At 31.9% G+C, this 23,440-nt stretch carries 23 protein-coding genes; 5 read left to right on the forward strand and 18 right to left on the reverse strand.

Annotated elements, in window-relative coordinates; all coding sequences use genetic code 11:
* Positions 1-155 precede the first annotated feature (155 nt).
* The 11 genes from KTF99_RS00660 to KTF99_RS00710 all read right to left on the reverse strand — a co-directional run bounded on the left by KTF99_RS00660 (position 156) and on the right by KTF99_RS00710 (position 13,710).
* On the reverse strand, positions 156-1,766 hold the full coding sequence (locus KTF99_RS00660) for a potassium/proton antiporter (protein WP_217215396.1): 1,611 nt from the start codon (positions 1,764-1,766) through the stop codon (positions 156-158).
* Positions 1,767-1,872: 106 nt separating this feature from the next.
* Entirely contained in the window at positions 1,873-3,534 is a 1,662-nt protein-coding gene (locus KTF99_RS00665; protein ID WP_217215397.1) for a GNAT family N-acetyltransferase, read from the reverse strand.
* Positions 3,535-3,589: 55 nt separating this feature from the next.
* Positions 3,590-3,916, reverse strand: coding sequence for a cyclic-di-AMP receptor (locus tag KTF99_RS00670; protein ID WP_003536589.1), 327 nt, complete (start codon positions 3,914-3,916; stop codon positions 3,590-3,592).
* A gap of 72 nt (positions 3,917-3,988) precedes the next feature.
* A complete protein-coding gene (locus tag KTF99_RS00675) occupies positions 3,989-5,167 on the reverse strand; it encodes a deoxyguanosinetriphosphate triphosphohydrolase family protein (RefSeq protein ID WP_003536588.1) in 1,179 nt (392 codons plus the stop codon).
* 43 nt (positions 5,168-5,210) lie between these two features.
* Positions 5,211-6,650 carry a TrkH family potassium uptake protein gene (locus tag KTF99_RS00680; protein ID WP_118263664.1) on the reverse strand — a complete coding sequence of 480 codons (1,440 nt, stop codon included), beginning with the start codon at positions 6,648-6,650 and terminating at the stop codon, positions 5,211-5,213.
* Between the two features lie 5 nt (positions 6,651-6,655).
* Positions 6,656-8,017 carry a Trk system potassium transporter TrkA gene (trkA, locus tag KTF99_RS00685; RefSeq protein ID WP_003536586.1) on the reverse strand — a complete coding sequence of 454 codons (1,362 nt, stop codon included), beginning with the start codon at positions 8,015-8,017 and terminating at the stop codon, positions 6,656-6,658.
* Positions 8,018-8,359: 342 nt separating this feature from the next.
* Positions 8,360-9,025, reverse strand: a complete 666-nt coding sequence (locus tag KTF99_RS00690) for a potassium channel family protein (protein WP_003536585.1) — start codon at positions 9,023-9,025, stop codon at positions 8,360-8,362.
* A 15-nt stretch (positions 9,026-9,040) separates the two neighbouring features.
* The gene (locus KTF99_RS00695; protein ID WP_029480450.1) at positions 9,041-10,444 is read right to left on the reverse strand and encodes a TrkH family potassium uptake protein; all 1,404 of its coding nucleotides are present in this window, start codon (positions 10,442-10,444) and stop codon (positions 9,041-9,043) included.
* A gap of 11 nt (positions 10,445-10,455) precedes the next feature.
* Positions 10,456-11,016 carry a manganese efflux pump MntP gene (locus tag KTF99_RS00700; protein WP_003536583.1) on the reverse strand — a complete coding sequence of 187 codons (561 nt, stop codon included), beginning with the start codon at positions 11,014-11,016 and terminating at the stop codon, positions 10,456-10,458.
* Between the two features lie 7 nt (positions 11,017-11,023).
* Positions 11,024-12,595 (reverse strand): NAD(P)/FAD-dependent oxidoreductase, encoded by a 1,572-nt coding sequence (locus KTF99_RS00705; RefSeq protein WP_003536582.1) that lies wholly within the window; start codon positions 12,593-12,595, stop codon positions 11,024-11,026.
* The gene (locus KTF99_RS00710) at positions 12,586-13,710 is read right to left on the reverse strand and encodes an aminoacetone oxidase family FAD-binding enzyme (RefSeq protein ID WP_003536581.1); all 1,125 of its coding nucleotides are present in this window, start codon (positions 13,708-13,710) and stop codon (positions 12,586-12,588) included. The genes KTF99_RS00705 and KTF99_RS00710 overlap by 10 nt, the downstream gene beginning before the upstream one ends.
* A 279-nt stretch (positions 13,711-13,989) precedes the next feature.
* Here KTF99_RS00710 and KTF99_RS00715 point away from each other — a divergent pair, with 279 nt between their 5' ends.
* From KTF99_RS00715 to KTF99_RS00725, 3 genes are read left to right on the forward strand one after another with little or no spacing between them, the layout of a single operon-like run.
* A complete protein-coding gene (locus KTF99_RS00715) occupies positions 13,990-14,724 on the forward strand; it encodes a YebC/PmpR family DNA-binding transcriptional regulator (protein ID WP_003536580.1) in 735 nt (244 codons plus the stop codon).
* Positions 14,725-14,753: 29 nt separating this feature from the next.
* Positions 14,754-15,431: an MBL fold metallo-hydrolase gene (locus KTF99_RS00720; RefSeq protein ID WP_003536579.1), complete on the forward strand. Its 678-nt coding sequence runs from the start codon at positions 14,754-14,756 to the stop codon at positions 15,429-15,431.
* A complete protein-coding gene (locus KTF99_RS00725) occupies positions 15,421-15,834 on the forward strand; it encodes an acyl-CoA thioesterase (RefSeq protein ID WP_003536578.1) in 414 nt (137 codons plus the stop codon). The genes KTF99_RS00720 and KTF99_RS00725 overlap by 11 nt, the downstream gene beginning before the upstream one ends.
* Positions 15,835-16,063: 229 nt before the next feature.
* Here KTF99_RS00725 and KTF99_RS00730 read toward each other — a convergent pair whose 3' ends face one another.
* The 6 genes from KTF99_RS00730 to KTF99_RS00755 all read right to left on the reverse strand — a co-directional run bounded on the left by KTF99_RS00730 (position 16,064) and on the right by KTF99_RS00755 (position 19,985).
* A complete protein-coding gene (locus KTF99_RS00730; RefSeq protein WP_029480455.1) occupies positions 16,064-16,432 on the reverse strand; it encodes a VOC family protein in 369 nt (122 codons plus the stop codon).
* 16 nt (positions 16,433-16,448) lie between these two features.
* Positions 16,449-17,570, reverse strand: a complete 1,122-nt coding sequence (locus KTF99_RS00735) for an Ldh family oxidoreductase (RefSeq protein ID WP_217215399.1) — start codon at positions 17,568-17,570, stop codon at positions 16,449-16,451.
* A gap of 104 nt (positions 17,571-17,674) precedes the next feature.
* Entirely contained in the window at positions 17,675-17,965 is a 291-nt protein-coding gene (locus tag KTF99_RS00740) for a hypothetical protein (RefSeq protein ID WP_003536575.1), read from the reverse strand.
* Entirely contained in the window at positions 17,965-18,900 is a 936-nt protein-coding gene (locus KTF99_RS00745) for a type I phosphomannose isomerase catalytic subunit (RefSeq protein WP_003536574.1), read from the reverse strand. Before KTF99_RS00745 ends, KTF99_RS00740 begins: the two co-directional genes overlap by 1 nt.
* A 4-nt stretch (positions 18,901-18,904) precedes the next feature.
* Positions 18,905-19,348: a DUF523 domain-containing protein gene (locus KTF99_RS00750; RefSeq protein ID WP_003536573.1), complete on the reverse strand. Its 444-nt coding sequence runs from the start codon at positions 19,346-19,348 to the stop codon at positions 18,905-18,907.
* The gene (locus KTF99_RS00755) at positions 19,332-19,985 is read right to left on the reverse strand and encodes an HAD family hydrolase (RefSeq protein ID WP_003536572.1); all 654 of its coding nucleotides are present in this window, start codon (positions 19,983-19,985) and stop codon (positions 19,332-19,334) included. The genes KTF99_RS00750 and KTF99_RS00755 overlap by 17 nt, the downstream gene beginning before the upstream one ends.
* Positions 19,986-20,079: 94 nt before the next feature.
* Between KTF99_RS00755 and KTF99_RS00760 the strand changes: the two genes are divergently transcribed.
* Complete coding sequence (locus KTF99_RS00760; RefSeq protein ID WP_003536571.1) at positions 20,080-20,286, forward strand: DUF2273 domain-containing protein; 207 nt, start codon at positions 20,080-20,082, stop codon at positions 20,284-20,286.
* A 15-nt stretch (positions 20,287-20,301) separates the two neighbouring features.
* On the opposite strand, the gene KTF99_RS00765 is transcribed toward KTF99_RS00760, so the two are convergent.
* Complete coding sequence (locus KTF99_RS00765; RefSeq protein WP_003536570.1) at positions 20,302-20,742, reverse strand: RrF2 family transcriptional regulator; 441 nt, start codon at positions 20,740-20,742, stop codon at positions 20,302-20,304.
* Positions 20,743-20,945: 203 nt separating this feature from the next.
* Here KTF99_RS00765 and KTF99_RS00770 point away from each other — a divergent pair, with 203 nt between their 5' ends.
* Positions 20,946-23,393, forward strand: a complete 2,448-nt coding sequence (locus KTF99_RS00770) for a YhgE/Pip domain-containing protein (protein WP_003536569.1) — start codon at positions 20,946-20,948, stop codon at positions 23,391-23,393.
* Positions 23,394-23,440: the final 47 nt, after the last annotated feature.

Below are 23,440 nucleotides of genomic sequence, written 5' to 3' on the forward strand. Positions count from 1 at the left end.
TCAACCTCATTTCTAGTCCACAGGCGTTAATTCCGATCACTGACCGTACATGCGATTGCTACTAAAAAGTAGACTCCCCCTTTTTCTAAATTATATACAAGATTGTATACAATGGAAATAATACTACAAATTAGCAGACACTTCAACATATTTAATTATTCATCAACAAAGCATAAGTACTCCTTTTTACAAATTACAAGCATATCATCACGTTTTATCCGTGTTTTACCATCAGGGATAATCATTTTATTATCACGTTTAATTAAGACTACTAAAAACTTATTACGAGGATTGATCATCGCTAGAGTACAATCGATCCAATGATGATGCTCTTCAATGTATTCCTCATCTAAATAAATATCATTTCCTTCGTAACCTGGTGCACACATAATCAATAGATCACCTTTTAAAACCCTTGTTGTCCCTTTAGGTAAGATCATCTGATTATCGCGAATAATTGTAGCAACTAACATATTAGTCGGCATTACAATATCAATTAATGTTTGATTTATCCATGGATGATCATCACTCAAATAAACTCGAATTAATTCAAATGAGCTATCATCACTATAATCATTAAATGTTTTCATTGTATCATTTTGATCATCTTCCACTTTGAGCCATTTTGCTACTAAAGGCAATAGACTCCCTTGAAATGTTATTGAAAGTAAAGCAACGAAAAAGACAATATGAAAAATGTCATTATTCGTATATGCAGGTGATACCACTGTCATGATTGCAAAAACAATCGAAGCCGCACCTCTTAAACCACACCAGGAAATAAACAATTGTTGTTTAAACGGTACTCTAAACGGCGTTAAACAGATAAATACCGTTAACGGACGCGCAACAAAAGTTAAAAATAGTGTAATTAGGATAGCAGAGCCTATTATATCGGGAATTTGTGACGGGAAAGACAATAAACCTAGTAAGAAAAACAACAAGATCTGCATCATATGAGAAATACTGTCAAAAAAATGAACTAGTGAAACTTTCTTTTTTAAACGACTATTTCCTAATATTATTCCAAATAGATAAACACTTAAAAAACCATTTCCATTCAGTGCTACTGGTAATGCATATGCTAACAATGCTAGAGCAGCTACAAAAATCGATTTTAAGCCAACTTCATTTAATTGAATCTTATCTAAATAATTTTTTGCTAAAAGACCAATTACTACACCACTAATAATCCCGAATATTATCTGACTAAAAATAAGCATATAAATATTAGTTTTCCCGCTTGATAAAAGGGTCAAAATAATAATTGTCAGCATATATGCTGTAGGATCATTACTTCCACTTTCCATTTCAAGCAATGGAGCAATACCTGCTTTTAGATTTAAACGCTTCATTCTTAAAATACTAAATACTGAAGCCGCATCAGTTGAAGCCATTACTGCTCCAATCAGCATCCCTTCAATTAAACTAGTGTGCAATACCCAATAACAAAATAAACCAACAAAGCCACAAGTTAAAATAACGCCAAGTGTCGACATTATCGTTGCTCTAATAAGTACCGGTTTAGCACTATTAAAATTCAAACAAAAACCACCATAAAACATAATATAAATTAATGCAAATGTACAAATTTGCTCACTTATAATAAAATCATCAAAGCTGATTTTAAACAAGCCATCACTTCCAAATACCATCCCCAACAAAATAAAAATCAATAAAGTTGGTACTCCAAATTTAGATGAAAGCCTTGTTGCAAAAATACACACAATTACTACTACTGCAATCAATAATAAAAATAACGTCATGTCATTCCTCCTATCTTTGTATTATTATATCATATCTAATTAAAAATAATAAATAAAACTCATTATGAAATTTTTTTAGCAAAAAAAGAATCAGTATTACCTGATTCTAACTTCTATCAATTATATATTCCCTTACCTTAGAGATGAAATATAACGATCCCGTTACAAATACTGTCCCCTCATGAGTAAAAGCCTTATCAATCGCTGTTTTAAAATTTGGCTCAATTTTAACATCAAAGCCATTTGCTAATGTCTTAGCATCACTAGCTCGAACATGTTCAAATTCACAAATAGTTATATCTTTAGTTAATTGTAACAATTTTTCAATCATATGTTTATAATCTTTATCCCGTAAAGCACTAAAGATTATTTTTATATTGTCATATTTTTTAGCACATTCATAGAAAGCATCAATTCCTTCTTTATTATGAGCACCATCTATAATAATCAAAGGTTCAATATTAATTATTTCAAATCTACCAGCCCAGTGAGCATTATACATTCCCTGAAGTAAATCATCATCACTAAAATCAACAAATTGATGTTCTTTTAAATATATCAGTGCTTCTAGTGCTAAAGCACTATTATTAATCTGATATAAAGCCGGTGTATCAAGAATAATATCATAATCACGATAATGATAACTAACATTATTCCCATCAATAATTTTAGTTATTGGTTTTAAAGTTATAAGCTCACTATGATGTTTTAAACAAACATCTCTAAATACAGCCAAACATTCTTCCTTTGTTTCCCCGGTTAAGTAATCAATTCCTTCTTTAACAATTCCAGCTTTATTTAAAGCAATACTTTGATAATCATGACCTAAATAATCAACGTGATCTAAACCAATATTAGTATTGATTGCTAATTTAGGCATAATGATATTCGTTGCATCCAATAAACCGCCTAATCCTACTTCAAATAACGCAAAATCGACATTCTGCTCAATAAAATACATAATTGCAATAAATACTTCAATTTCAAACATTGAGATTTCATATTTTAACCATAGTTCCACATATCGATTTGCATATCTAACCATTGTTTCTTCATCAATGAACTGGTCATTGATACGAATAATATCTAATCTTGAGTATAGTGCTGGTGAGGTAAATGTTGCAATCCTATATCCCGCCTGTTTTAAAACTTCTTTAATATAATTAGTAGTTGAACCCTTTCCATTTGTCCCACCAATATGAACACAGTCAAGAAATAACTGAGGATTTCCTATATCTTCCATATAATGTTTAAAATTATTAAGGCTGTATACCCGATCTTTTTGACTATTTATAAAATTAACTACCTCATCATAAGTATTAAAACGTTTATTGACTACCCTTTGTTTAAGCATTGGATAATATAATATACCATTTTTCTTAGTTAGATCACCGACCATTTTAAAACCTAAGTTTAAATAAAATCCTTTAGCCCCAATTCCAGAATTAACTTCAAGATCAGCTAAAGCCAAATTATCAATCAACTCAAATAATTTTGTTCCAATCCCATTTCCCTGATAATCATTATCAACAAATAATAAACTTAGATGTTTTCCCTGAGTAAGTGTAATAATCCCAATTATTTTTTTATTCTCTAAACATATATAAGTCAAATTTTGTTTATTACGATAAAATGTATCACAATTTACTTGATTAAAACTATTAATTCCCTCTTGATCAAAGTCTTTATAAATATCTTTTTTAGCTACTCGTGCAACTAATTCAATTGCTTCTTTTATTTCATTTTCTTTTAATATTCTATATTCCATATTCTCCACCTTAGAACATTATAGAATAAAAGAAGTGGCTAAGCCACTTCTTTTTTTAGAATTTTTCAAATTGATCAATATTTAAAACAAATACGGTTGCCCCACCAACTAAAACATCAACCATAATTGGTGTAAAGAATTCTCCCATCTCTGTTGGAGGAACAGTAGGTTCTTTTTCTACCCGTTTCTTTGAATGTGCTTTGATAATAGAAATACAGTCTTCTACTTTATCATCATTAGTTCCAACAAAAAATGTTGTATTTCCTTTTTTCAAAAATCCCCCAGTAGTAGATAATTTAGTTACGAAGTATCCGCCTTCAGTAAGAGCTCCTTGAACCGATGAGCTGTCATCTGAATTAACAATTGCGATTATAAGTTTCATATTAACTCCTCCTTATACTTCTTATACATATATTATACTACGATTTTTCAAAAGATAGTACAAATATAATAATTAAAGTATTTCATTATGTTGAATAGGTAAGAAGATAGATTCATATTCATTTAAAACATAAGAATCTGTCATCATTGATAAATAGTCAGCAACTATTAATGCTGGATCATTTTTACTATATGCCGGAGCCATCTTATTAACAAATGCTTTTATTTTACAATCATGATTATTAGGATCAGTTAATTCATCATAATAAACATGATATAACTGATTAATCATTCGGACTAATTTTGTATTTTCTTTTACTAGCACCGGATGTTGATGAACCCGATTGGATAAAAAATTCAATAAAGTTTTCAAAGCACTAAACACTTCATTAGAAAAGCGAAGATATGGCTTTCCATAACTATGGATAACAATATCTCCAATCAATCGATTTATCATTGATTTATTATCAAAACCTAAAATATCAGTTACCTCTTTAGGAAGATCAGACTGTTTAATGATTCCTACTTTAATTGCGTCTTCAATATCTTTACCAATATATGAGATAACATCTGACACCCGAACAACACAGCCTTCTAATGTCATTGGACGAATAATTAAGCTAGTATTCTTTTGGTGCCAACAATCTTCATATTCCTGCCAAAATTGCGCAATAGTTTTATCATAATCCGGCATATATTTTTTCGATAACATTTCACCGTTATGACACAGAATCGCATCTAACACTTGTAAAGAGACATTATAACCGATTCCATCGCGTTCAATAAAAAGAATATTCCGTACACTATTAGCATTATGGGCAAAATATCCAAATCCCTTTATCTGCAGAATTTTATCAAGAGCCTTTTCTCCAACATGTCCATATGGTGCATGGCCTAGATCATGTCCTAAAGCCGCCGCTTCAATCAAATCTTGATTTAAAGCAAGACCACGACCAATCTGACGAGCAATCCGACTCACCCATTGGACATGAATAGAACGCTTTGAAATATGAGCATTATTAAAAAAAGATAATGCTTGAGTTTTATCAACATATCGCTGATATGATTTACAATATAAAATTCGATCAATGTCTTCTTCAAACGGCCATCGGATATCAAATTCTTCACGATTTCTAATCGTCTGTTTTACTTTTATACAATCACGATTTTTAGTGGCATAGATAGAAAGCTGATCATCGGCCTCTTTAGTCATTCGTAATGCATTTTTTATGACTATTTCTTCTTTTTTCATTGGAACACCTCTCTATATTCTACACGATTTTTTCTTATTTATGCTACTTTCGCCAAAGTGATGGTGAAAACAAAAGCAGCATTGGGAAAAGTTCTAAACGTCCTGCCAGCATGTCGAAAGTTAAAACTATTTTAGAAACATCTGGCAACGAACCAAAATTACTTACTGGTCCAACAACATCTAAACCAGGACCGATATTATTTAAACAAGAAGCAATAGCTGAAAAAGCACTTTTAAAATCAAGATTAAGAAATGTTAAAATCAATAACGATAGAGCAAATATCGTAATATATACGACTAAATATGCATGAATCGTTCTGATTACATTATCTTCAACCGGCTGATTTTCAAATTCAACTGCACGAACGCTATGGGGATGTAATAATTTATGCAGTTCATTTCTTGCATTTTTAAAATAAATTACAATTCTTGATACCTTGATTCCACCACCAGTTGAGCCTGAACAAGCACCAACAAACATCAATGATAATAATATTACTTGTGAAAATACTGGCCATTGCCCATAGTCAGTAGTTACAAATCCTGTCGTCGTTATGATTGACCCAACCTGGAAACTTGAATAACGGAATGCAGATAAGATTGAATCATATAATGGTAAAATATTAATCGTAATTAAAGCTATTGCAGCAACAATTATAATCAAATACCAGCGCAATTCTTCGCTTTTTAATACTTCCTTGATTCGCCCTAAAATGAAGAAATAAATCAAGTTAAAATTAATTCCAAATAAGATCATAAAAACAGTTATCACACCATCAATATAAGCACTATCATAAGCAGCGATACTTGCGTTTTTAATTCCAAACCCTCCTGTACCAGCGGTTCCAAAAGCATTCAAAATGCAATCAAATAACGGCATTCCGCCAAATAGTAAAAGAATTATTTCAATAACCGTCATAATTGCATAAATCACATATAAGATTCGTGCAGTTAATCGTACTTTAGAAACCAATTTTCCAACCACCGGTCCAGGAACCTCAGCTCGTAAAATATGTAATGAACGTCCTGAAGCAATCGGGATAAATGCGATTACAAACACAAGAATCCCCATTCCTCCAACCCAATGTGTAAAGCTTCGCCAAAATAAACTTGTATGGCTTAATGCCTCCACATTGGATAAAATCGAAGATCCGGTTGTTGTAAAACCCGATACAGTTTCAAACACCGCATCTACATATGAAGGTATCTCACCAGTTAAACAAAACGGAATGGCCCCTAATAATGATATCAATAACCAGCTCAATGCTACGATAGCAAAACCCTCACGAGCATAAATATTCTTTTTACGAGGAGCTTTTCTTGAAATTAGAATTCCTAAAGCCAGCATTATTATGCCAAGTATCGCATAATAAACCCCCTCTGTTTCTTGATAAATCAACGAGACAATTACTGGCATGAACATTAATAAACCGGTAATTGTTAATAACTTACCGATTGTAAAAACAATCATTTTTTTATTCATCCTGCTTATCTCCTTATAATATCATTTAGACTTTTCATTGTCTCACCACGAGAAATAATGACTAAATGATCCCCTAATTCAATCGTCGTATCCCCCTTAGGTACAATTGTTTCATTTTCTCGGGAAATAGCAGCAACTAACACATGATTCTTTAAATTCAAATCATTTAACGTCATTCCTAAAAAAGTTATTTTAGGTGTAGCGATAAATTCACTAGCTTCCACTTCACCATCTACAATCTTATATAAAGTTTTAACACTTGAATCATCATCTTTATTCATTTTTGCTCGAACATAACGAATTATTTGACCAGCAATAATTTTCTTTGGAGCTACGATACTATCAACCTTTAGACTATCCGCAAGACCTGTAAAACTCATCCGAGTAACTTTAGCAATAGTCTTTTTATGATAAATATTTTTAGCATACAAAGATAAAATTAAATTTTCTTCATCTAACCCTGTCAATGCTAAAAAAGCATCTGTTGTCTCTAAACCTTCTTCTAATAATACCTCTTCATCACTTCCATCTGCATTAATAACAGTAACAAACGGTAATTTTTTAGCAAGCACACGACAATGTTCAATATCCTTTTCAATGATTTTTACTTTTATTCCTTGAACCCCTAACTGTTTAGCTAAATAATAAGCAATCTTTCCTCCACCAACAATTAAAACATTTTTTATCCTATTTGTAACAATGCCAATATCTAAACAAAATCTTGATAAGTCTCGATGTGATCCTGTAATAAATAAATGATCACCTGGTTTAATAATATAATTACCATCTGGTATAATTACTTCTTCATTGTGACTTACAGCACATACTAAAATATTAGTCTTAGTAATACTATGTAATTGACTTAGCGGAATATCACGTAAATAACTATCTTCTTCTACATAAAATTCTGCCAATTCAACTTTTCCACGAGCAAAGGTATCAACCTTTACAGCCGAAGGAAATGATAATGATCTTCTAATCTCATTTGCTGCTTCTAATTCAGGATTAATAATCATTGAAAAACCTAACTGATTACGCATAAAATCACGTTGTTTAGAATAATCGGGATTTCTTACTCGAGCAATTGTATGGCGAGTCCCCATTTGTTTTGCCATTAATCCAGCTAAGATATTTAATTCATCCGATGCAGTAACACAAATAATCAAATTTGCTGTAGTTGCCCCTGCCTCCATCAAGATATCATAAGAACCACCATTACCTACAACTCCAATGACATCATATAAGTTTACTACATCTTCTATTTTTTGTGCATCCTGGTCAATCACAATAATATCATGATCCTCGTTGGACATATGCTTAATTAAAGTTTTTCCAACCTTACCAGCACCCAAAATTATAACATTCATAAAGAATAGCCTCCCTTGATAATAACCAAATTGTAGTCCATTTTCCTATATTTCTCAATAGGAATTCGGCAAATACATAAGAAGTTTACCAAATTGAAACATTTTTACAAGGACTTAATAAGTTCTTATAAGATTAACAATTTTTATATCATTTAATTTTAAAATAGATTTCTCATTTTCATTAACTATGATTCATTAGTATAAATTTAAATAACTTAGCCTATATTAGCCTTCGTTAACCATTTATAACAAAATAAAAAAGGACTAAATAAACTAAATCCTATAGATGACACTCCTCTTTATTTTGTGTCTTTTCTATAGGATTTAGTTTAAAAAGTGTCCTTATTTAGTCATATAATCGAATCTTTCCAGTTCTTTAGTCTTACCAATTACCAAGAAATGATCCCCATTTTGGATCACATATTCTGGAGCAACATCTAGAGAAAGATGATCTTCATCACCATGTTTGATTCCAATAATATTCATATTATAAACACGACGAATATTTAAATCAATAAAATTCTTTCCTACCCAATCAAGTGGTGCTTTAATTTCAACTACTGAATAATCTTCATCAAGTTCAACTAAGTCAACAATACTTTTTCTCAATAAACTCTTAGCTACTTTAAGTCCCATATCTTTTTCAGCACGAATAACTTTATTAGCCCCTACTTTTTCAAGAATTTTCATAAATTGTTTATTTTTAGCCTTGGCAATAACATATGGAACACCCAATTCTTTTAAATTCATAGTTGCTAAAACAGCTTCTTCCAAATGTGTTCCGATTGCAACAATAGCAACATCAATATCCTCAATACCGATAGCTCGCAGTTCTTCTTGATCAGTAACATTCGCTACAACTGCTTTCGTTACTTCATCAGCTACCCGCTCAACACATGATTCATCTTGATCAACAGCAATAACCTCACAGCCATATTCTGCCAATGTTGTTGCGACTGTTGAACCGAAAATTCCTAATCCTAATACTGCATATTGTTTACTATTCATCTTTATACCCTCTTTTTATCCTAATAAGATATTCCCATCAGGATACCTTACCTCTTTTTTACTTGCTTGCATATATGATTTTCTTGCAAAAGAAATCATCATTGTAATTGGTCCGATTCGACCAATATACATCAACATAATTATTACAATTTTACCGAAAACACTTAAATACGGTGTTAGTGAAGCACTTAATCCTACCGTTGCTCCTGCAGAAACAACCTCAAAACAAATATCAATAAATGGTGCCTGTTCGGTAATACTCAAAGCAAATATACTTAAAAATACAATTGCTAATGCCATAGAAATAATCGCAAATGAACGCACAATTAAACGTTTAGGAATTCTTCTTGAAAAAGCTGTTACTTCTTTGCGTCCATGATAAATATTGTATACTTCTAATACACCTATTGCAAACGTTACTGTTTTGATTCCTCCAGCAGTACCTGCAGGTGAACCACCAATAAACATCAATACACACATCATCAACTTCGTTGAAGGATGTAAACTTGCCATGTCAACTGAAGCAAACCCAGCCGTTCTAAGAGTTGCTGATTGAAAAAAAGAAATCTGTATTTGATCAAATAGAGGTAGTCCTCCAATTGTTTTGATATTATTAAATTCACACAAATAAAATAAAACAGCTCCTGCTAATAACAATACTACTGTTGCAATAATAACCAGTTTTGTATGTAATGAAAAACTTTTAAATAAATGTTTTTTACTAAATTTCGACCGTTTTCCATACTCTTTTTTTATACAATGAGCAACATCAAACCAAACGATAAATCCAAGACCACCCATTATAATCAAACCCGGAATAACCAAATTGATAATTAGATTATTTTGATATCCAATCAATGAGTTAGCTCCTAGCACATCAAATCCAGCATTACAAAATGCTGAAATCGAGTGAAAGATTGAATAATAAATTCCTTTCACGATTCCAAAATCAGGAATAAATACAAATGCTAGAATGATTGCACCTAACCCTTCAACAATAAATGTATATTTAATTACATTTTTTACAAACTTAGGCAGATCATTTAACGATGGCTGATTTAAAGCTTCTTGTAAAACCAACTTATTTGTAAGAGATATTTTCTTTTTGACCATTATTAATAATAAATTTAAAAAAGTCAAAAAACCTAACCCACCAATTTGAATTAAAATAATAATAACGATTTGTCCTAATATATTGAACTGTTCACTTGTTACTACAGGTACTAATCCTGTTACACAAGTTGCTGAAGTAGCAATAAATAAATTATTTAAATATGCTGTCGGTGTTGTATTATTACAAATTGGCAGCATTAACAAAACTGAACCAATTAAGATAACTGCTAAAAAGCTAATGGCAATCTGTCTTGTTGGTCGCATAGGATGGTGCTCATGATGCATCTTTAAAGTCGAGACCTTCATTTTTTATCCTCCTAAAAGAACAAGTGGTCAATTAATATTTTTGCGCCCATCACAATTAATATTAATCCACCGGCTAATTCTGCTTTACTCTTATATTTTTCACCAAATACATTACCAACTTTGACCCCAATTACACAAATAATAAAGGTAATAATTCCAATCATGCTTACTGAAAGCAATAATGACACATTAAAGAACGCAAAAGTAATGCCAACAGCTAGGGCATCTATGCTGGTAGCAATTGACAACATGATCAAATCCCCTAATCTCAAACTATCATCTTGACATTCATCATCATCACTTGATAATGCTTCTTTAATCATATTCGCCCCGATTAAAGCTAATAAGATAAAAGCAATCCAGTGATCAATAGCTGCAATCTTATTGGCAAATGTTGTTCCTAAAACATAACCTAATGCCGGCATTAAAGCTTGAAACACCCCGAAAAAAGCAGCAATGATAATAGCTTTTTTATAGTTCATTCTTCGCATTGCTAAACCTTTACAGATTGAAACTGCAAAAGCATCCATTGCTAAGCCCACTCCAATGAGGGCTATTTCTATTATTGACATTCCTTATCTATTCCCCTTTTAAAATAAATTCACTACATTTTAAACCATCTATTGCACTAGACATAATTCCACCAGCATACCCAGCGCCTTCACCAATCGGCATGATTCCCTTAATATTACTTTGAAAATTTTCATCACGATATAAGCGTACTGGTGCTGAACTTCTAGATTCAACTCCTGAAAGCATTGCTTTTTCTGTAAACCCTGTAAATTTATGATTCATTAATTGTAATCCTTCTTTTAAAGCAAGATTGACCTCATTACTAAATATTTGACTTAATTTAGCATATCTCACATTTGGTTGAACACTGCAGCTTACTTCTTCCATTTTTAAATCCAGAGTATCATTTAAATAATCTTCAACCCTCATGACTGGCACACTATAATCTTTACCACCTAATTCAAAAGCTTTTTGTTCTAATTCTCGTTGATAGGTAATACCAGCTAATGGATGCGAACTAGCAAAATCTTCAGGTCCCACAGTAACCAGAACTGCACTATTAGCATTTGCTTCATCACGAGCTTGATTACTCATTCCATTAACAACGATTCCACCAGCCTCACTACTTGAGTTTATAACTTTACCTCCCGGACACATACAAAAAGTATATACTCCACGACCATTACTAGTTTTGACCGCTAATTTATAATCAGCAGCTTTTAAACTTGGATGATTCGCATATTTACCATATTGATGCTCATTTATGAATGACTGCAAGTGTTCAATTCGAAGTCCTACCGCAAATGATTTTTGCTCCATTTTTATTCCTTTTTGATATAGCATTTCATAAGTGTCTCGAGCACTATGACCAATTGCTAGAACTAATTTATCTAATTCCATCGTAGTTTTAATATTATTTTTTTCAACAACAATGTTTACTAGCTGATCATCTGCTAAATTAACATCAACTAATTTTGTCTCAAATAACACTTCACCACCATTAGCAATAATCGTCTCACGCATACTTTTAACAACCTTAATTAAATAATCAGTCCCTACATGTGGCTTATTTACATATAAAATATCACTTTCAGCACCATGCTTAACAAAGGTTTCAAGAATAAATTTTTTTCGTTTATCCTTAACCCCAGTTGTTAATTTGCCATCACTAAAAGTTCCTGCTCCCCCTTCCCCAAATTGAACATTACTATCAGGACTTAATTTCCCTGTTTTAAAAAAGTTATCGATATCTTCTTTCCTCTGTTCAACCGCATTGCCACGTTCAATCAATGTTACCTTTTGATGAGCCCGCGCCAAATTATAAGCGCAAAAAAGTCCAGCGGGACCACTGCCTACTACTACAATATGCTCGTCAGTTGATTTTAAAACCGGATAGTCATAAGCAACTACTTTTGATAAGTTTAATTTAGGATATTTTTTTATCATTAAATCTTCATTCTCGACAGTAAAATTAAAACTACAAACAAAGTGAACTTTGTTTTTTCTTCTTGCATCAACAGCTTGTTTAACTAGTTTAACGTCAAATATTTTATTTTTAGAAATATTTAATTGTTGTGAGATTATTTTTCGATAATCTGCCAGTTCCAAAGGAACTTTTACATTATTTATTAATAACATTTTTTTACCTGCTTATTCATTATTGTTTTAGCGATATGATGGCCTGAAGCAAAAGCAAAATGTAAATTATATCCGCCACAATCACCATCAACATCTAAAAGCTCCCCAGCCAAATATATTCCAGGGTATTTAATCACTTCCAAATTTTCATCTATTTCATCCAAACTAACCCCACCACTCATAACTTGAGCTTTACTGTAATCATATGTATCGATAATTTTAAAGCGGATATCTTTTAAATTATCAATATCTTTTAATATTTTAGCTAATTTATCATTGAAGATTCCTTCTAAATAATAATGACCAAATCTATCATGCCGCTCTTTTAAAAATCGTTCTAATTCTTGGCTAGTATATTCCTCCATTAGATCTAAACTAATCTCTTTATTTCCGCAATAACGTGATAATAATCGTGATAACTGCATAATACATATTCCTGATAACCCATTATCACTAAATAACACTTCACCATTTTGACTTTCAATTAATTTTCCATCTACTAATAAACTCGCTTTACATTTAGTTCGAACGCCTTTTAAGCTTCGGTAGGCTGGTTTGGTTTTTATTTGAACTAGACTAGGATACAACTTTGTCACCTTTAAATCAAGCAATTTAACCAAATCATAACTATTTTTGCCTGATAATAAAGAAGCAGGTGAGCCTGTTGCAATAACAATATTATTACAAAAGTATTCACCTTTATTAGTTTTAACTATATACCCATCCTTTTTAACGATAATATTTTTAGCCTGACACTCTTCAATTAAAGCAACTTGATCAAAATTATTCATTAAAGCATTTTTTACGGTTAAACTTTGATTAGAACGCGGATAAAGAAGTGTTCCCACCTGTCGAGTCATTACTCCAATTTGGTTAAAATATTTTCTTGCATCAAAGGCATGAATAATCCTCTTAATCTTGGATTCATCAGTATTGTAAAAATACATATCTAAATTAGTATTAGATAAATTACAGCGACCATTACCACTAGCTAAAATTTTTCGTCCTGCCTTATTTGATTGTTCAAGAATAATTACATTATGATTACTTTTAGCTAGTTCATGACCACAAATCAGTCCACTAGCTCCAGCTCCAATAATTACTGTTGTTTCCATACATTGCTCCTTTTAATGCCTAGATTATAGCATACTCGCTATTTATTTAAAACTAATCTTAATGTTTTTAGCAGAGTTCTTTTGAATTAGAAAAGGATGAACTACTATTTTATTCCATGAAACCTTTTTGATTATTTTAAAACAACTGCTTTTTATCTATTAAACTCTGCTTTTTCCTCATAAAATCAGAATATTTATCTCATTTAAAACGCCCCTTGATAATATTAATCGATAAGTGTATAATTTAAAAGAATTTATCACTTTAAGGAGGAGTTATTTATGGGTAGAGCACATGAGGTGCGCAAAGTTGCAATGGCAAAAACAGCAGCAAAAAAAGCTAAATTGTACTCACGTTATGGTAAAGAGATTTACTTAGCTGCAAAAGCAGGTGGACCTGAACCAGATGGTAACTTAGCATTACGTCGTTTAATTGAAAAAGCTAAAAAAGAACAAGTACCCGCTGATGTTATTAAAAGAGCAATTGATAAAGTAAAAAGTGGTGTTACTGAAAATTATGAAGAAAAAGTATTTGAAGGGTATGCTAATGGTGGAGCTACTTTAATCGTTAAATGTCTAACTGATAATATTAATCGTACTATTTCATCAGTACGTCCTGCTTTTACAAAGTCAAAAGCAAAATTAGGAAATGAAGGATCTGTTTCATATTTATATGACGTTATCAGCGTCGTTGCTTTTAAAGGACTAGATGAAGAAACTGTTTTAGATGCTTTAGTCATGGCTGAAGTTGATGCTCAAGATATTGTTAGTGAAGAAGATGGAACTATCAAAATTATTGGTGAACCAACTGATTTATATAAAATCAAAGAGGCAATTGAAGGTATTAAATCTGATATTGAATTTGAAATAGATGAAATTCAGACTTTACCACAAGACACTGTTGAACTTGAAGGTGAAGATATGGAATTATTTGAACGTTTAATGAATAATCTTAATGATTGTGATGATGTTGATCAAATTTATCATAATGTTGCAAATTACGACGAGGGAGAATAATTCTCCCTTTTTTTACAAGGAGGTATTTTATGCAAGTAACTTATATTTATAACAGTGGGTTTTTAGTTGAATTGGATAAGCATATTTTACTATTCGATTATTATCAAGGAACAATTCCCCCGCTTAATCAAAATAAACCATTATATGTCTTTGTCTCTCATTTTCATCATGACCACTACAATCCTGCAATTTATCAAATCAACCATCCTAAAATCACTTATATTATTGACCGAAAAATCAATAATACTGGAATTAAAGTTCGCCCTAGCGAAATATATGAAATTGATGATTTGTATATTCAAACCCTATTATCAACAGATGCAGGTGTAGCTTTTGTTGTAAAGGTTGAAAATAAACAAATTTATCATGCTGGTGATTTACACTGGTGGCACTGGATTGGTGAACCTGAGGCTGACAACAAATATCAAGCTGGAACTTTTAAAAAAGAAATTAGTAAAATTAAAGATATTCATTTTGATTTAATGATGATTCCTCTAGACCCTCGTCTTGAAGAAAGTAGCTGGTGGGGTATGGAGCATATTTTAAAAAATATTAAAACAAAATATGTTTTGCCAATGCATTTTACTGATAATCCTAAAATGATGCTTAAATATCTCAATCACGAACCTTTGAAACAGTATAATAATATTTTAAAGATAAATAATGAAGGGGAAATATTTATTATTGGTGATAACAATGATGATTAGACCTTATTTACATAATGCTAAATACTATGAAACCGATCAAATGGGAATTATTCATCACTCTAACTATATTCGCTGGTTTGAAGAAGCAAGAATCGATTATATGAACCAAATTGGTTTAACATATAAAAAAATGGAAGAAGAAGGTATCATTTCTCCTGTTTTATCAATTAATTGTAATTATCAAAAAATGATGTATTTTGATGACCTTGCTATAATTGAAGTTAAAATAACTAAATATACTGGTGTCCGCTTCGCCTGTGAATATAAGATATATAATCAAAAACATACACTTTGTACTACTGGCAACTCTAATCATTGTTTTACTGATCGGAGTGGACGACCAATTAATTTAAAAAAAATCAAACCAGATTTTGATCGACTTTTTAAAAAAATTATTGAATAACAAAAAATATATCCTTAATGGATATATTTTTTATTAGCTCGCTAATACTAGTATATATTGATTTATGACATAGGGATAATTATAGAACAAATCATTTCAGTATTAACACCCAAATTGCTAATTCCCAGAAACATCTCAATATTTCATTTCCCATAATATCTTCTATATTACCTATCTATAATAACTCTTTAAACAAGATTAAGCAAATAAATATACAAAAAAATACAGTCTATTTTTTAGGAATAATTTCAATCCAATAATCATCAGGATCATTAATAAAATATAATCCCATTGCCTTATTTTCAAAACATATACATCCCATTTCCTTATGTAACTGATAAGCTTGATCAAAATCATCTACTTCAAAACAAATATGACTTTCATTTTCACCTAATTCATAAGTTTGCGGATGATCCCTTAACCAAGTTAACTCAATTTGAAAATTACTTAAACCATCACCAAGATAAGTTAAAATAAAACTACCATCATTAGCTTCTTTAGTTCTTTCGACTTTTAAACCTAAAGCCTTTTGGTAAAAAGCAACACTTTTATTGATATCTGTAATATTAATATTACAATGTATACACTTAAATTTCATCTTTCTCTCCTAATAATTAATAAACCGTTTTATAATCATTATCTTCAATATCTAATTTACCAAAGTATTTTTCAAAATCAACACCAACAAAGTTAGATAGATCCTTCATCTCTAATACTGTCTTGACATCAACGTCAATTCCATTTTCCATGCGATCTTTTGTAGCCTCAACTTCTTTTTCACCATGAGTATATATACGCGGTTGTCCTTCAGCTTTTGGAGCATCCCTTAATTCTTGCAGGAACGTTGAAAAATGTGTCTCAATATCTTCTGGGTTTCCAAATATTTTAGGATCAATAGCAATAAATCCATGACATGTTCCCCCAATGCCATTTGTATGTGTATGATTCGAAGTCAGTCCTTGTGATAAAATAGAACAGAAAATCTCACAGAACATTCCATAACCATATCCTTTATGGCTTCCTAATTGTTCCGTTGAACCACCTAAAGGCATAATCCCACCACCGATTTTATTAGCAATGTTGTCTAAAACATCTGGTGCATCTATAGAAGGATTACCATCTTTATCTAGTGCCCATCCATTTGGTAATTCTTTTTCAGCTTTTCGATACATTTCTAACTTACCACGAGTAACTACTGTAGTAGAAGCATCAAAAAAGAATGGATATGGTTTAGCTGGCATTGCTAAAGCAGTAGGATTAGATCCTAGCATTGCTTTACGGGCAAAAGTAGGAACCATAATAGCTTCTGAGTTAGTAAATGACATCCCCATTAATCCCTCGTCACAAGCCATTTTTGCATAATAACCAGCAATTCCATAATGATTAGAATTTCTTACCGTTACAATTGCCATCCCTACTGTTTTAGCTTTTTCAATACATTTTTCCATTGCAAATTTACTAATCAATTGGCCCATTCCAGCATGACCATCAATCACTGCCGAAACAGGGGTTTCAAAAACAATCTCAGGTTTTGCATCAACCTTAATCATGCCTTTTTCAATCCCTTTGTGATACCGTGAAAGCCGCTGCATACCATGTGACTCAATTCCATATACGTCTGACAATAATAATACATCTGTGATTGTTTTGCTTTCATCACTTGTAAAACCGAATTTTTCAAATGCTTCATTACAAAAAGCATTTAATGTTTCAAATTTAAATTTCAAATGTGCCATAATTTACCTCACTTAATCGTTATCGTCAACATTCTATCACAAAGTTCCCATTTAGTCATTATTTCCGCCAATGATTTATTACATTATTGTTCAAAAAAAGTAGATCACTGATCTACTTCATATAGGCGGTATTTATCAAAATATATTAATAAGATATTCATAATAACTTCAATTGGCCAATAAACAAGAATAAAGACACTTAATCCAACCAATAAATCAAATTGCAGTACTGAAACCATATATACTGCTGGAAGTATTGCAACAATGATAGGAATGAACCCCATTCCCGAAGGAAACTGGATTTGCATCAACGTTCCACACTCAGGACATCTTTGTCTTGCTTTATAGGCAAAAGAAGCTGCTTTAAATTCATGATTACAGTTCGAACAATACATTATAATGTACAGATCATAACTGTCATTGTACCATCATATTCTACGGCATCTTGATCAGCACAAACTACAAAGTTATCGCCCATTTTTACACTATTCCCATTAATAACACCATTACCTTTAATAACAGTGACTAATTGGAATGGTTTATCATTAACAATCGTATTTTTACCAGTCATTTCGTATTTATTAACTGTAAAAAATTCACTTGATACCAACTTCGTCCTCGTTCCATTTTCAATTGCTGTTTCAACCATACTATCCGCCGCAAGTGGAACATATGGAACTGTTGCAACATCAATCGATTGTTGTACATGCAATTGACGTTCATTTCCTTGAGCATCTTTACGATGATAATCATAAACACGATATGTAATATCTGAAGATTGTTGTGCTTCATAAATTAATGAACCACTGCAAATAGCATGAATCGTACCTGAAGGAATATAGAAGAAGTCTCCTTCTTTGATATCAAATTTATTTAACAGATTGTCGTAGTCATCATTTTCAATCGCTTTTACTAACTCTTCTTTAGTCTTAGCATGGTGTCCCATTACCATTTTTGTTCCTTCATCGGTATTTAGAACATACCAGCATTCTGTTTTACCTAAAGAATTTTCATGAGCTTTAGCGTATTCATCATTTGGATGAACTTGAACAGATAAATCGTTACAAGCATCAATAATTTTTACCAATAATGGAAATTGGTCACCTTCAATATTAGCAAATAACTCTCGATGTTCATCCCATAAACTAGATAATGTCTTTCCAGCAAATTCTCCATCACTAATAGTACAATCTCCATTTTTGTGAGCTGAGATTGCCCAACACTCACCAGTATTGTCACTAGGAATATCATAGCCATAAACATCTCTTAATTTATGACCTCCCCAAATCATTTCTTTAAAAACTGGATTAATTTTTAATACGTGTCCCATTTTTTTACCTTCTTTCTATGTATTTTAAAAATTCATCAATATTATCATCATTGAATACTATTATGCCATGTTTTTCTAGTAGTTGGCAAGTAATACCATCACCATTTATAATGGTATGACTAAACGTCCCATCATATATATAGTTTTTTCCACAACTAGGACTTTTTGCCTTTAACAAAACTACATCAACATCATGTTCTTGTAATATTTCTAAACTCTTTTGTGCTCCTAATCGATATTCCTTAGTCCAATCAACACCATTAATATCAACTACTTTTCCATCTCTTATCTCACAAGGAGAACGAGGAATACTCAATCCCCCTAACACTTCAGGACAAATCATTATTGCTTCATTTCGCATAACCATCTCTTTGACTAATTTAATTAATTTATCATCACCACTATAAGTGCATTTGCATCCTGCTAGACAACTACTTACACCAATCATTTATAGCCTCTTTAATTTCATTGGCATGATCAACAACAAGATCTGCACCATTTTCAAGCAGCTCCTGACGTCCTCTAAATCCCCATGATACGCCTATTGATCTAACCTTCGTATTTTTTGCAGTTAAAATATCAACGTCACTATCGCCTATATAGACGACTTCGTTTTTACGCACATCAAAAAGATTAATAACTAGATTTGTTAAACAGGGATCCGGCTTTTTAGGATGTCTAATACTACTACCGAAAATATATTTAAAACATCCTGGAAATAAAGTCTTAACAATTTTAACTGCATGGTCTTGCGGTTTATTAGTCACAACAGCCAAATTATATCCTTGATCAGCCAAAGTATTAATTAATTTTGTGATTCCAGGATATGGTTTGGTATTTTCTAAACAAATTTCACCATAAATTTCATCAAAACGTTTCTTTACAGCTGTAATATCCCCCTGATGATCAGCAGGTAAAGCCCGCTCAAGCAATTTTAATACACCATTTCCAACAAAATAACGATATTCATCAAGGGTATGCGTAGGATATCCTTTTTCTGTTAAAATAACATTAACAGTATTTGCAAGATCAACTAAAGAATCTATCAATGTACCATCTAAGTCAAATATAATTGTATTTATCATCTTATCACTCCATTATTTACGACAGTATTATAACACATATTTTACTTGTATGCGCACTTTGTTGTGGTATAATTTAGAATTGAGGAGTGAAAGGATGAAAGAAAAAAGTAGTGTATTTATGACATTAGGTACAGCTGTTGGATTAACGATTGCAGTTATTATTTTTGTTATTGGCTTTGTTAATAAAGAAACAAGTTCATGGAGCGCACTCTGGTTTATCGTATTTGCATTTATTGGACGTGTAATTGGATATGGCTTAGATCGAATTGTCGATAAAAACAATCAAAAAAAGCATGGTTAATATTTAAGGATTCGCTTAAGAATCCTTTTTTCGTTCTACCATAGCCATTTTTAATGTGATCGTTTTTAATTTTTCTTTATAACTTGCTTCTGCAGCATTAAATGCATCTAAAATCATCGCCTGCTTTTGATCCATGATTTCTTTTAATTCATTAACAAAAACACGTTCTACTAGTCCCGTTGCTTTTGCAAACGGCTCTTTACCCTCGATAGCCTCAAAAATATCCAGCAAAGTAATCTTATCAGGTTTCCGGCTTAAGCATACACCACCTTTTTTCCCTGCTTCAGATGTAATCAGCCCAGCTACAACTAATTGCCTAATAATTTTTTTTAAATAAGAATCAGAAACACCTAAACTATCAGAGATATTATAACTTTTTAAAGGTTTTTCATCATTGCTATGGGCGATAATTATTAATAAACAAATTGCTTGTTCGACACTATTTTTTACTTTCATTACTTCATTTCCCCTTTGCTATATATTGTAACATTATTCGAGATTAATAATCTAGAAAATATTTTTTATAAATTGATTGACAAACTTATAGTAGATGATTAAAATATGCTTTATTAATAGATAAACTTTATCCATGGATAGATTATATCTATTAATATATTAAATTTCAAGATAAAACTATAATTTAATGGAAAGGAGAAAAAATGATAAAAAAAGAGTGGTCAGCATTTCGTAAAAATTGGTGGCTGAAAATAGTGGCCGTAGCCATCATTGCAATTCCAAGTATTTATGCGGGGGTATTCTTAGGGTCAATATGGGATCCGTATGGAAATACTAAAGAAATTCCCGTAGCGGTAGTTAATGAGGATAAAAAGGTTGAATATAATGATTCCACTTTAAATGTCGGTAAAGAGTTAGCAAAAAGTCTTCAAAACAATGATTCAATGGATTTTAAACTGGTTGACAGTAAAACTGCTGATCAAGGATTAAAAGACGGTGATTATTATATGGTAATTACTATTCCTAGTAATTTTTCTAAAAATGCAACGACATTATTAGATGCCCAACCACAAAAAATGATTTTAAACTATACTACTAATCCTGGCAGCAGTTACATTGCTTCTAAAATGGATGATTCAGCAATTGCTAAAATCAAAGCTGAAGTTTCTTCAACCGTAACTAAGACTTATGCTGAAACTATTTTCAATCAATTGGGAACAGTTGGAAGCGGCATGAGTGAGGCAGCTAATGGTTCTAATCAAATTAATGATGGGGCTAATCAGTTAATTAGTGGTAATAAAACTATTTCGGATAATCTTCAAGTATTAGCAACTAGTTCAATCACTTTTAAAGATGGGGCTTCTACCCTTACAAACGGGTTACAAGATTATACCGATGGTGTAGTAACTGTAAATAATGGTGTATATTCATTAAAGGATGGTATCAATTCTCTAAACAACGCTACTCCTGCATTATCAAGTGGAATAAATCAACTTGATAATGGAGCCACAGAACTTCAAACTGGAATAAGTCAATATACTGGCGGTGTTACTAGCGCTTATCAAGGTTCTCAAGCTTTAGTTAGCAATAATTCTACCTTAAGTAATGGTGTAGATACTCTCGCAGCCGGGGCAAGTCAATTAAAAGCTGGTAACCAGCAAATCAGTGATGGCTTAACACAAATGGCTTCACAAGTAAAAACATCTAGTATTTCTTTATCAAATTATACTACCTTAATCAATACACTTCAAAATAGTGGTAATGCAGACTATAAAAAGCTAGCACAAACAATTTTGGATACAGGTCTAAGTAAAGAAGAAGTTGAACAATACGGATTAACAAAGTTTGGTGTAACTGATGCTTTGCCTTCTTCATATCAATTGGTTCAGCAGATGAGTTCTAGTCTTAGTACGATGAATACAGCCTTAAATGGTGATACAACTACCCCAGGTCTAGCAACTGCTAGTAGAACTATACAAGCTGGTTTAAATAATCTTGATGCTTCAATTAGTGGTGGTGAATATACTAACACTGATGGTAGTAAAACTACTATTCCCACAGAGAAAAGTTTAAAAACTGGAATTAAAAGTTATCTTGCTGGAACAAGTCAAATCAATAGTGGCTTAGCTCAATTAAATGATAATTCAAGTTCTTTAGTAGATGGTGCCAATAAATTAAAAACTGGTACTTCTCAATTAGCTAGCCAAACACCAACTCTAACTAACGGTATCGGTGCCCTTGATCAAGGAGCAAAACAATTAGCTGATGGTACTAGTACTTTAGTAAGCAATAATCCAACTTTGCTCAGCGGTGCTGATCAGTTAGCCGATGGAGCTAATCAAATCAGTGACGGCGCTGGACAATTAGCAGCTGGATCAACTACTCTTGGAACTGGGTTAACCACCTTACAAGACGGCGCAAATACTTTAGCTACTTCACTTCATGATGGTGCAGAGCAGGTAAATAGTATTAACAGTAACGACAGCACATTTGATATGCTTGCTAGTCCTGTAGATACTTCTCATAAGGAAATTTCAACAGTTGAAAACAATGGTCATGGAATGGCTCCATATATGATGAGTGTAGGTTTATATGTAGCTTGTATGGCATTTACGTTGATGTATCCATTATTCAATGATGTTGAAAAAGCAGAAAGCGGCTTTAAATATTGGTTATCTAAAGCTTCAGTCTGGTTTACAGTATCTACAATTGCTTCAATTGTAATGATTGCATCATTGATGTTCTTCTGTGATTTTGCTCCGCAACAGTTACTAATGACTTTTATCTTTGCTGTAATTGTAGGAGCGGCTTCAATGGCATTAGTGACCTTGTTAAGTATTGTGTGTGGTAAAATTGGTGAATTTGTACTCTTAGTCTTTATGGTTATTAATTTGGGTGGTTCGGCCGGTACTTATCCGCTAGAAACATCAAGTGCAATTTTTAAAGCAATTCATCCTTTTATGCCATTCACATATAGCGTTGATGGCTTCAGAAAAGTTATTAGTATGTCAAATGTTTCATTGAATACAGAAATAATTGTATTTGTAGGAATTATTATTATTTGCAGTTTATTAACCATTCTGGTTTATAATCATCGAATTAAAAAACCAACTCCATTAATTCCTCAAGCATTTGAAAATGTTAATGAATAAATAAAATCAATTTAGACAGTGTAGGATTCTATACTGTCTTTTGCTTT

The sequence above is a fragment of the Erysipelatoclostridium sp. MSK.7.34 genome (assembly GCF_019041935.1).
Classification (GTDB): Bacteria; Bacillota_I; Bacilli_A; order Erysipelotrichales; family Coprobacillaceae; genus Thomasclavelia; species Thomasclavelia ramosa.

Coding starts and splice junctions, on each gene's coding strand:
- KTF99_RS00755 (WP_003536572.1), bottom strand. CDS start 19,985: ATGATAAATACAATTATATTTGACTTAGATGGTACATTGATAGATTCT.
- KTF99_RS00765 (WP_003536570.1), bottom strand. CDS start 20,742: ATGAAAGTAAAAAATAGTGTCGAACAAGCAATTTGTTTATTAATAATT.
- KTF99_RS00675 (WP_003536588.1), bottom strand. CDS start 5,167: ATGAAAAAAGAAGAAATAGTCATAAAAAATGCATTACGAATGACTAAA.
- KTF99_RS00670 (WP_003536589.1), bottom strand. CDS start 3,916: ATGAAACTTATAATCGCAATTGTTAATTCAGATGACAGCTCATCGGTT.
- KTF99_RS00760 (WP_003536571.1), top strand. CDS start 20,080: ATGAAAGAAAAAAGTAGTGTATTTATGACATTAGGTACAGCTGTTGGA.
- KTF99_RS00690 (WP_003536585.1), bottom strand. CDS start 9,025: ATGAATAGTAAACAATATGCAGTATTAGGATTAGGAATTTTCGGTTCA.
- KTF99_RS00750 (WP_003536573.1), bottom strand. CDS start 19,348: ATGATTGGTGTAAGTAGTTGTCTAGCAGGATGCAAATGCACTTATAGT.
- KTF99_RS00680 (WP_118263664.1), bottom strand. CDS start 6,650: ATGAATAAAAAAATGATTGTTTTTACAATCGGTAAGTTATTAACAATT.
- KTF99_RS00770 (WP_003536569.1), top strand. CDS start 20,946: ATGATAAAAAAAGAGTGGTCAGCATTTCGTAAAAATTGGTGGCTGAAA.
- KTF99_RS00735 (WP_217215399.1), bottom strand. CDS start 17,570: ATGGCACATTTGAAATTTAAATTTGAAACATTAAATGCTTTTTGTAAT.
- KTF99_RS00740 (WP_003536575.1), bottom strand. CDS start 17,965: ATGTATTGTTCGAACTGTAATCATGAATTTAAAGCAGCTTCTTTTGCC.
- KTF99_RS00715 (WP_003536580.1), top strand. CDS start 13,990: ATGGGTAGAGCACATGAGGTGCGCAAAGTTGCAATGGCAAAAACAGCA.
- KTF99_RS00700 (WP_003536583.1), bottom strand. CDS start 11,016: ATGTCAATAATAGAAATAGCCCTCATTGGAGTGGGCTTAGCAATGGAT.
- trkA (WP_003536586.1), bottom strand. CDS start 8,017: ATGAATGTTATAATTTTGGGTGCTGGTAAGGTTGGAAAAACTTTAATT.
- KTF99_RS00660 (WP_217215396.1), bottom strand. CDS start 1,766: ATGACGTTATTTTTATTATTGATTGCAGTAGTAGTAATTGTGTGTATT.
- KTF99_RS00695 (WP_029480450.1), bottom strand. CDS start 10,444: ATGAAGGTCTCGACTTTAAAGATGCATCATGAGCACCATCCTATGCGA.
- KTF99_RS00710 (WP_003536581.1), bottom strand. CDS start 13,710: ATGGAAACAACAGTAATTATTGGAGCTGGAGCTAGTGGACTGATTTGT.
- KTF99_RS00745 (WP_003536574.1), bottom strand. CDS start 18,900: ATGGGACACGTATTAAAAATTAATCCAGTTTTTAAAGAAATGATTTGG.
- KTF99_RS00730 (WP_029480455.1), bottom strand. CDS start 16,432: ATGAAATTTAAGTGTATACATTGTAATATTAATATTACAGATATCAAT.
- KTF99_RS00720 (WP_003536579.1), top strand. CDS start 14,754: ATGCAAGTAACTTATATTTATAACAGTGGGTTTTTAGTTGAATTGGAT.
- KTF99_RS00705 (WP_003536582.1), bottom strand. CDS start 12,595: ATGTTATTAATAAATAATGTAAAAGTTCCTTTGGAACTGGCAGATTAT.
- KTF99_RS00725 (WP_003536578.1), top strand. CDS start 15,421: ATGATGATTAGACCTTATTTACATAATGCTAAATACTATGAAACCGAT.
- KTF99_RS00665 (WP_217215397.1), bottom strand. CDS start 3,534: ATGGAATATAGAATATTAAAAGAAAATGAAATAAAAGAAGCAATTGAA.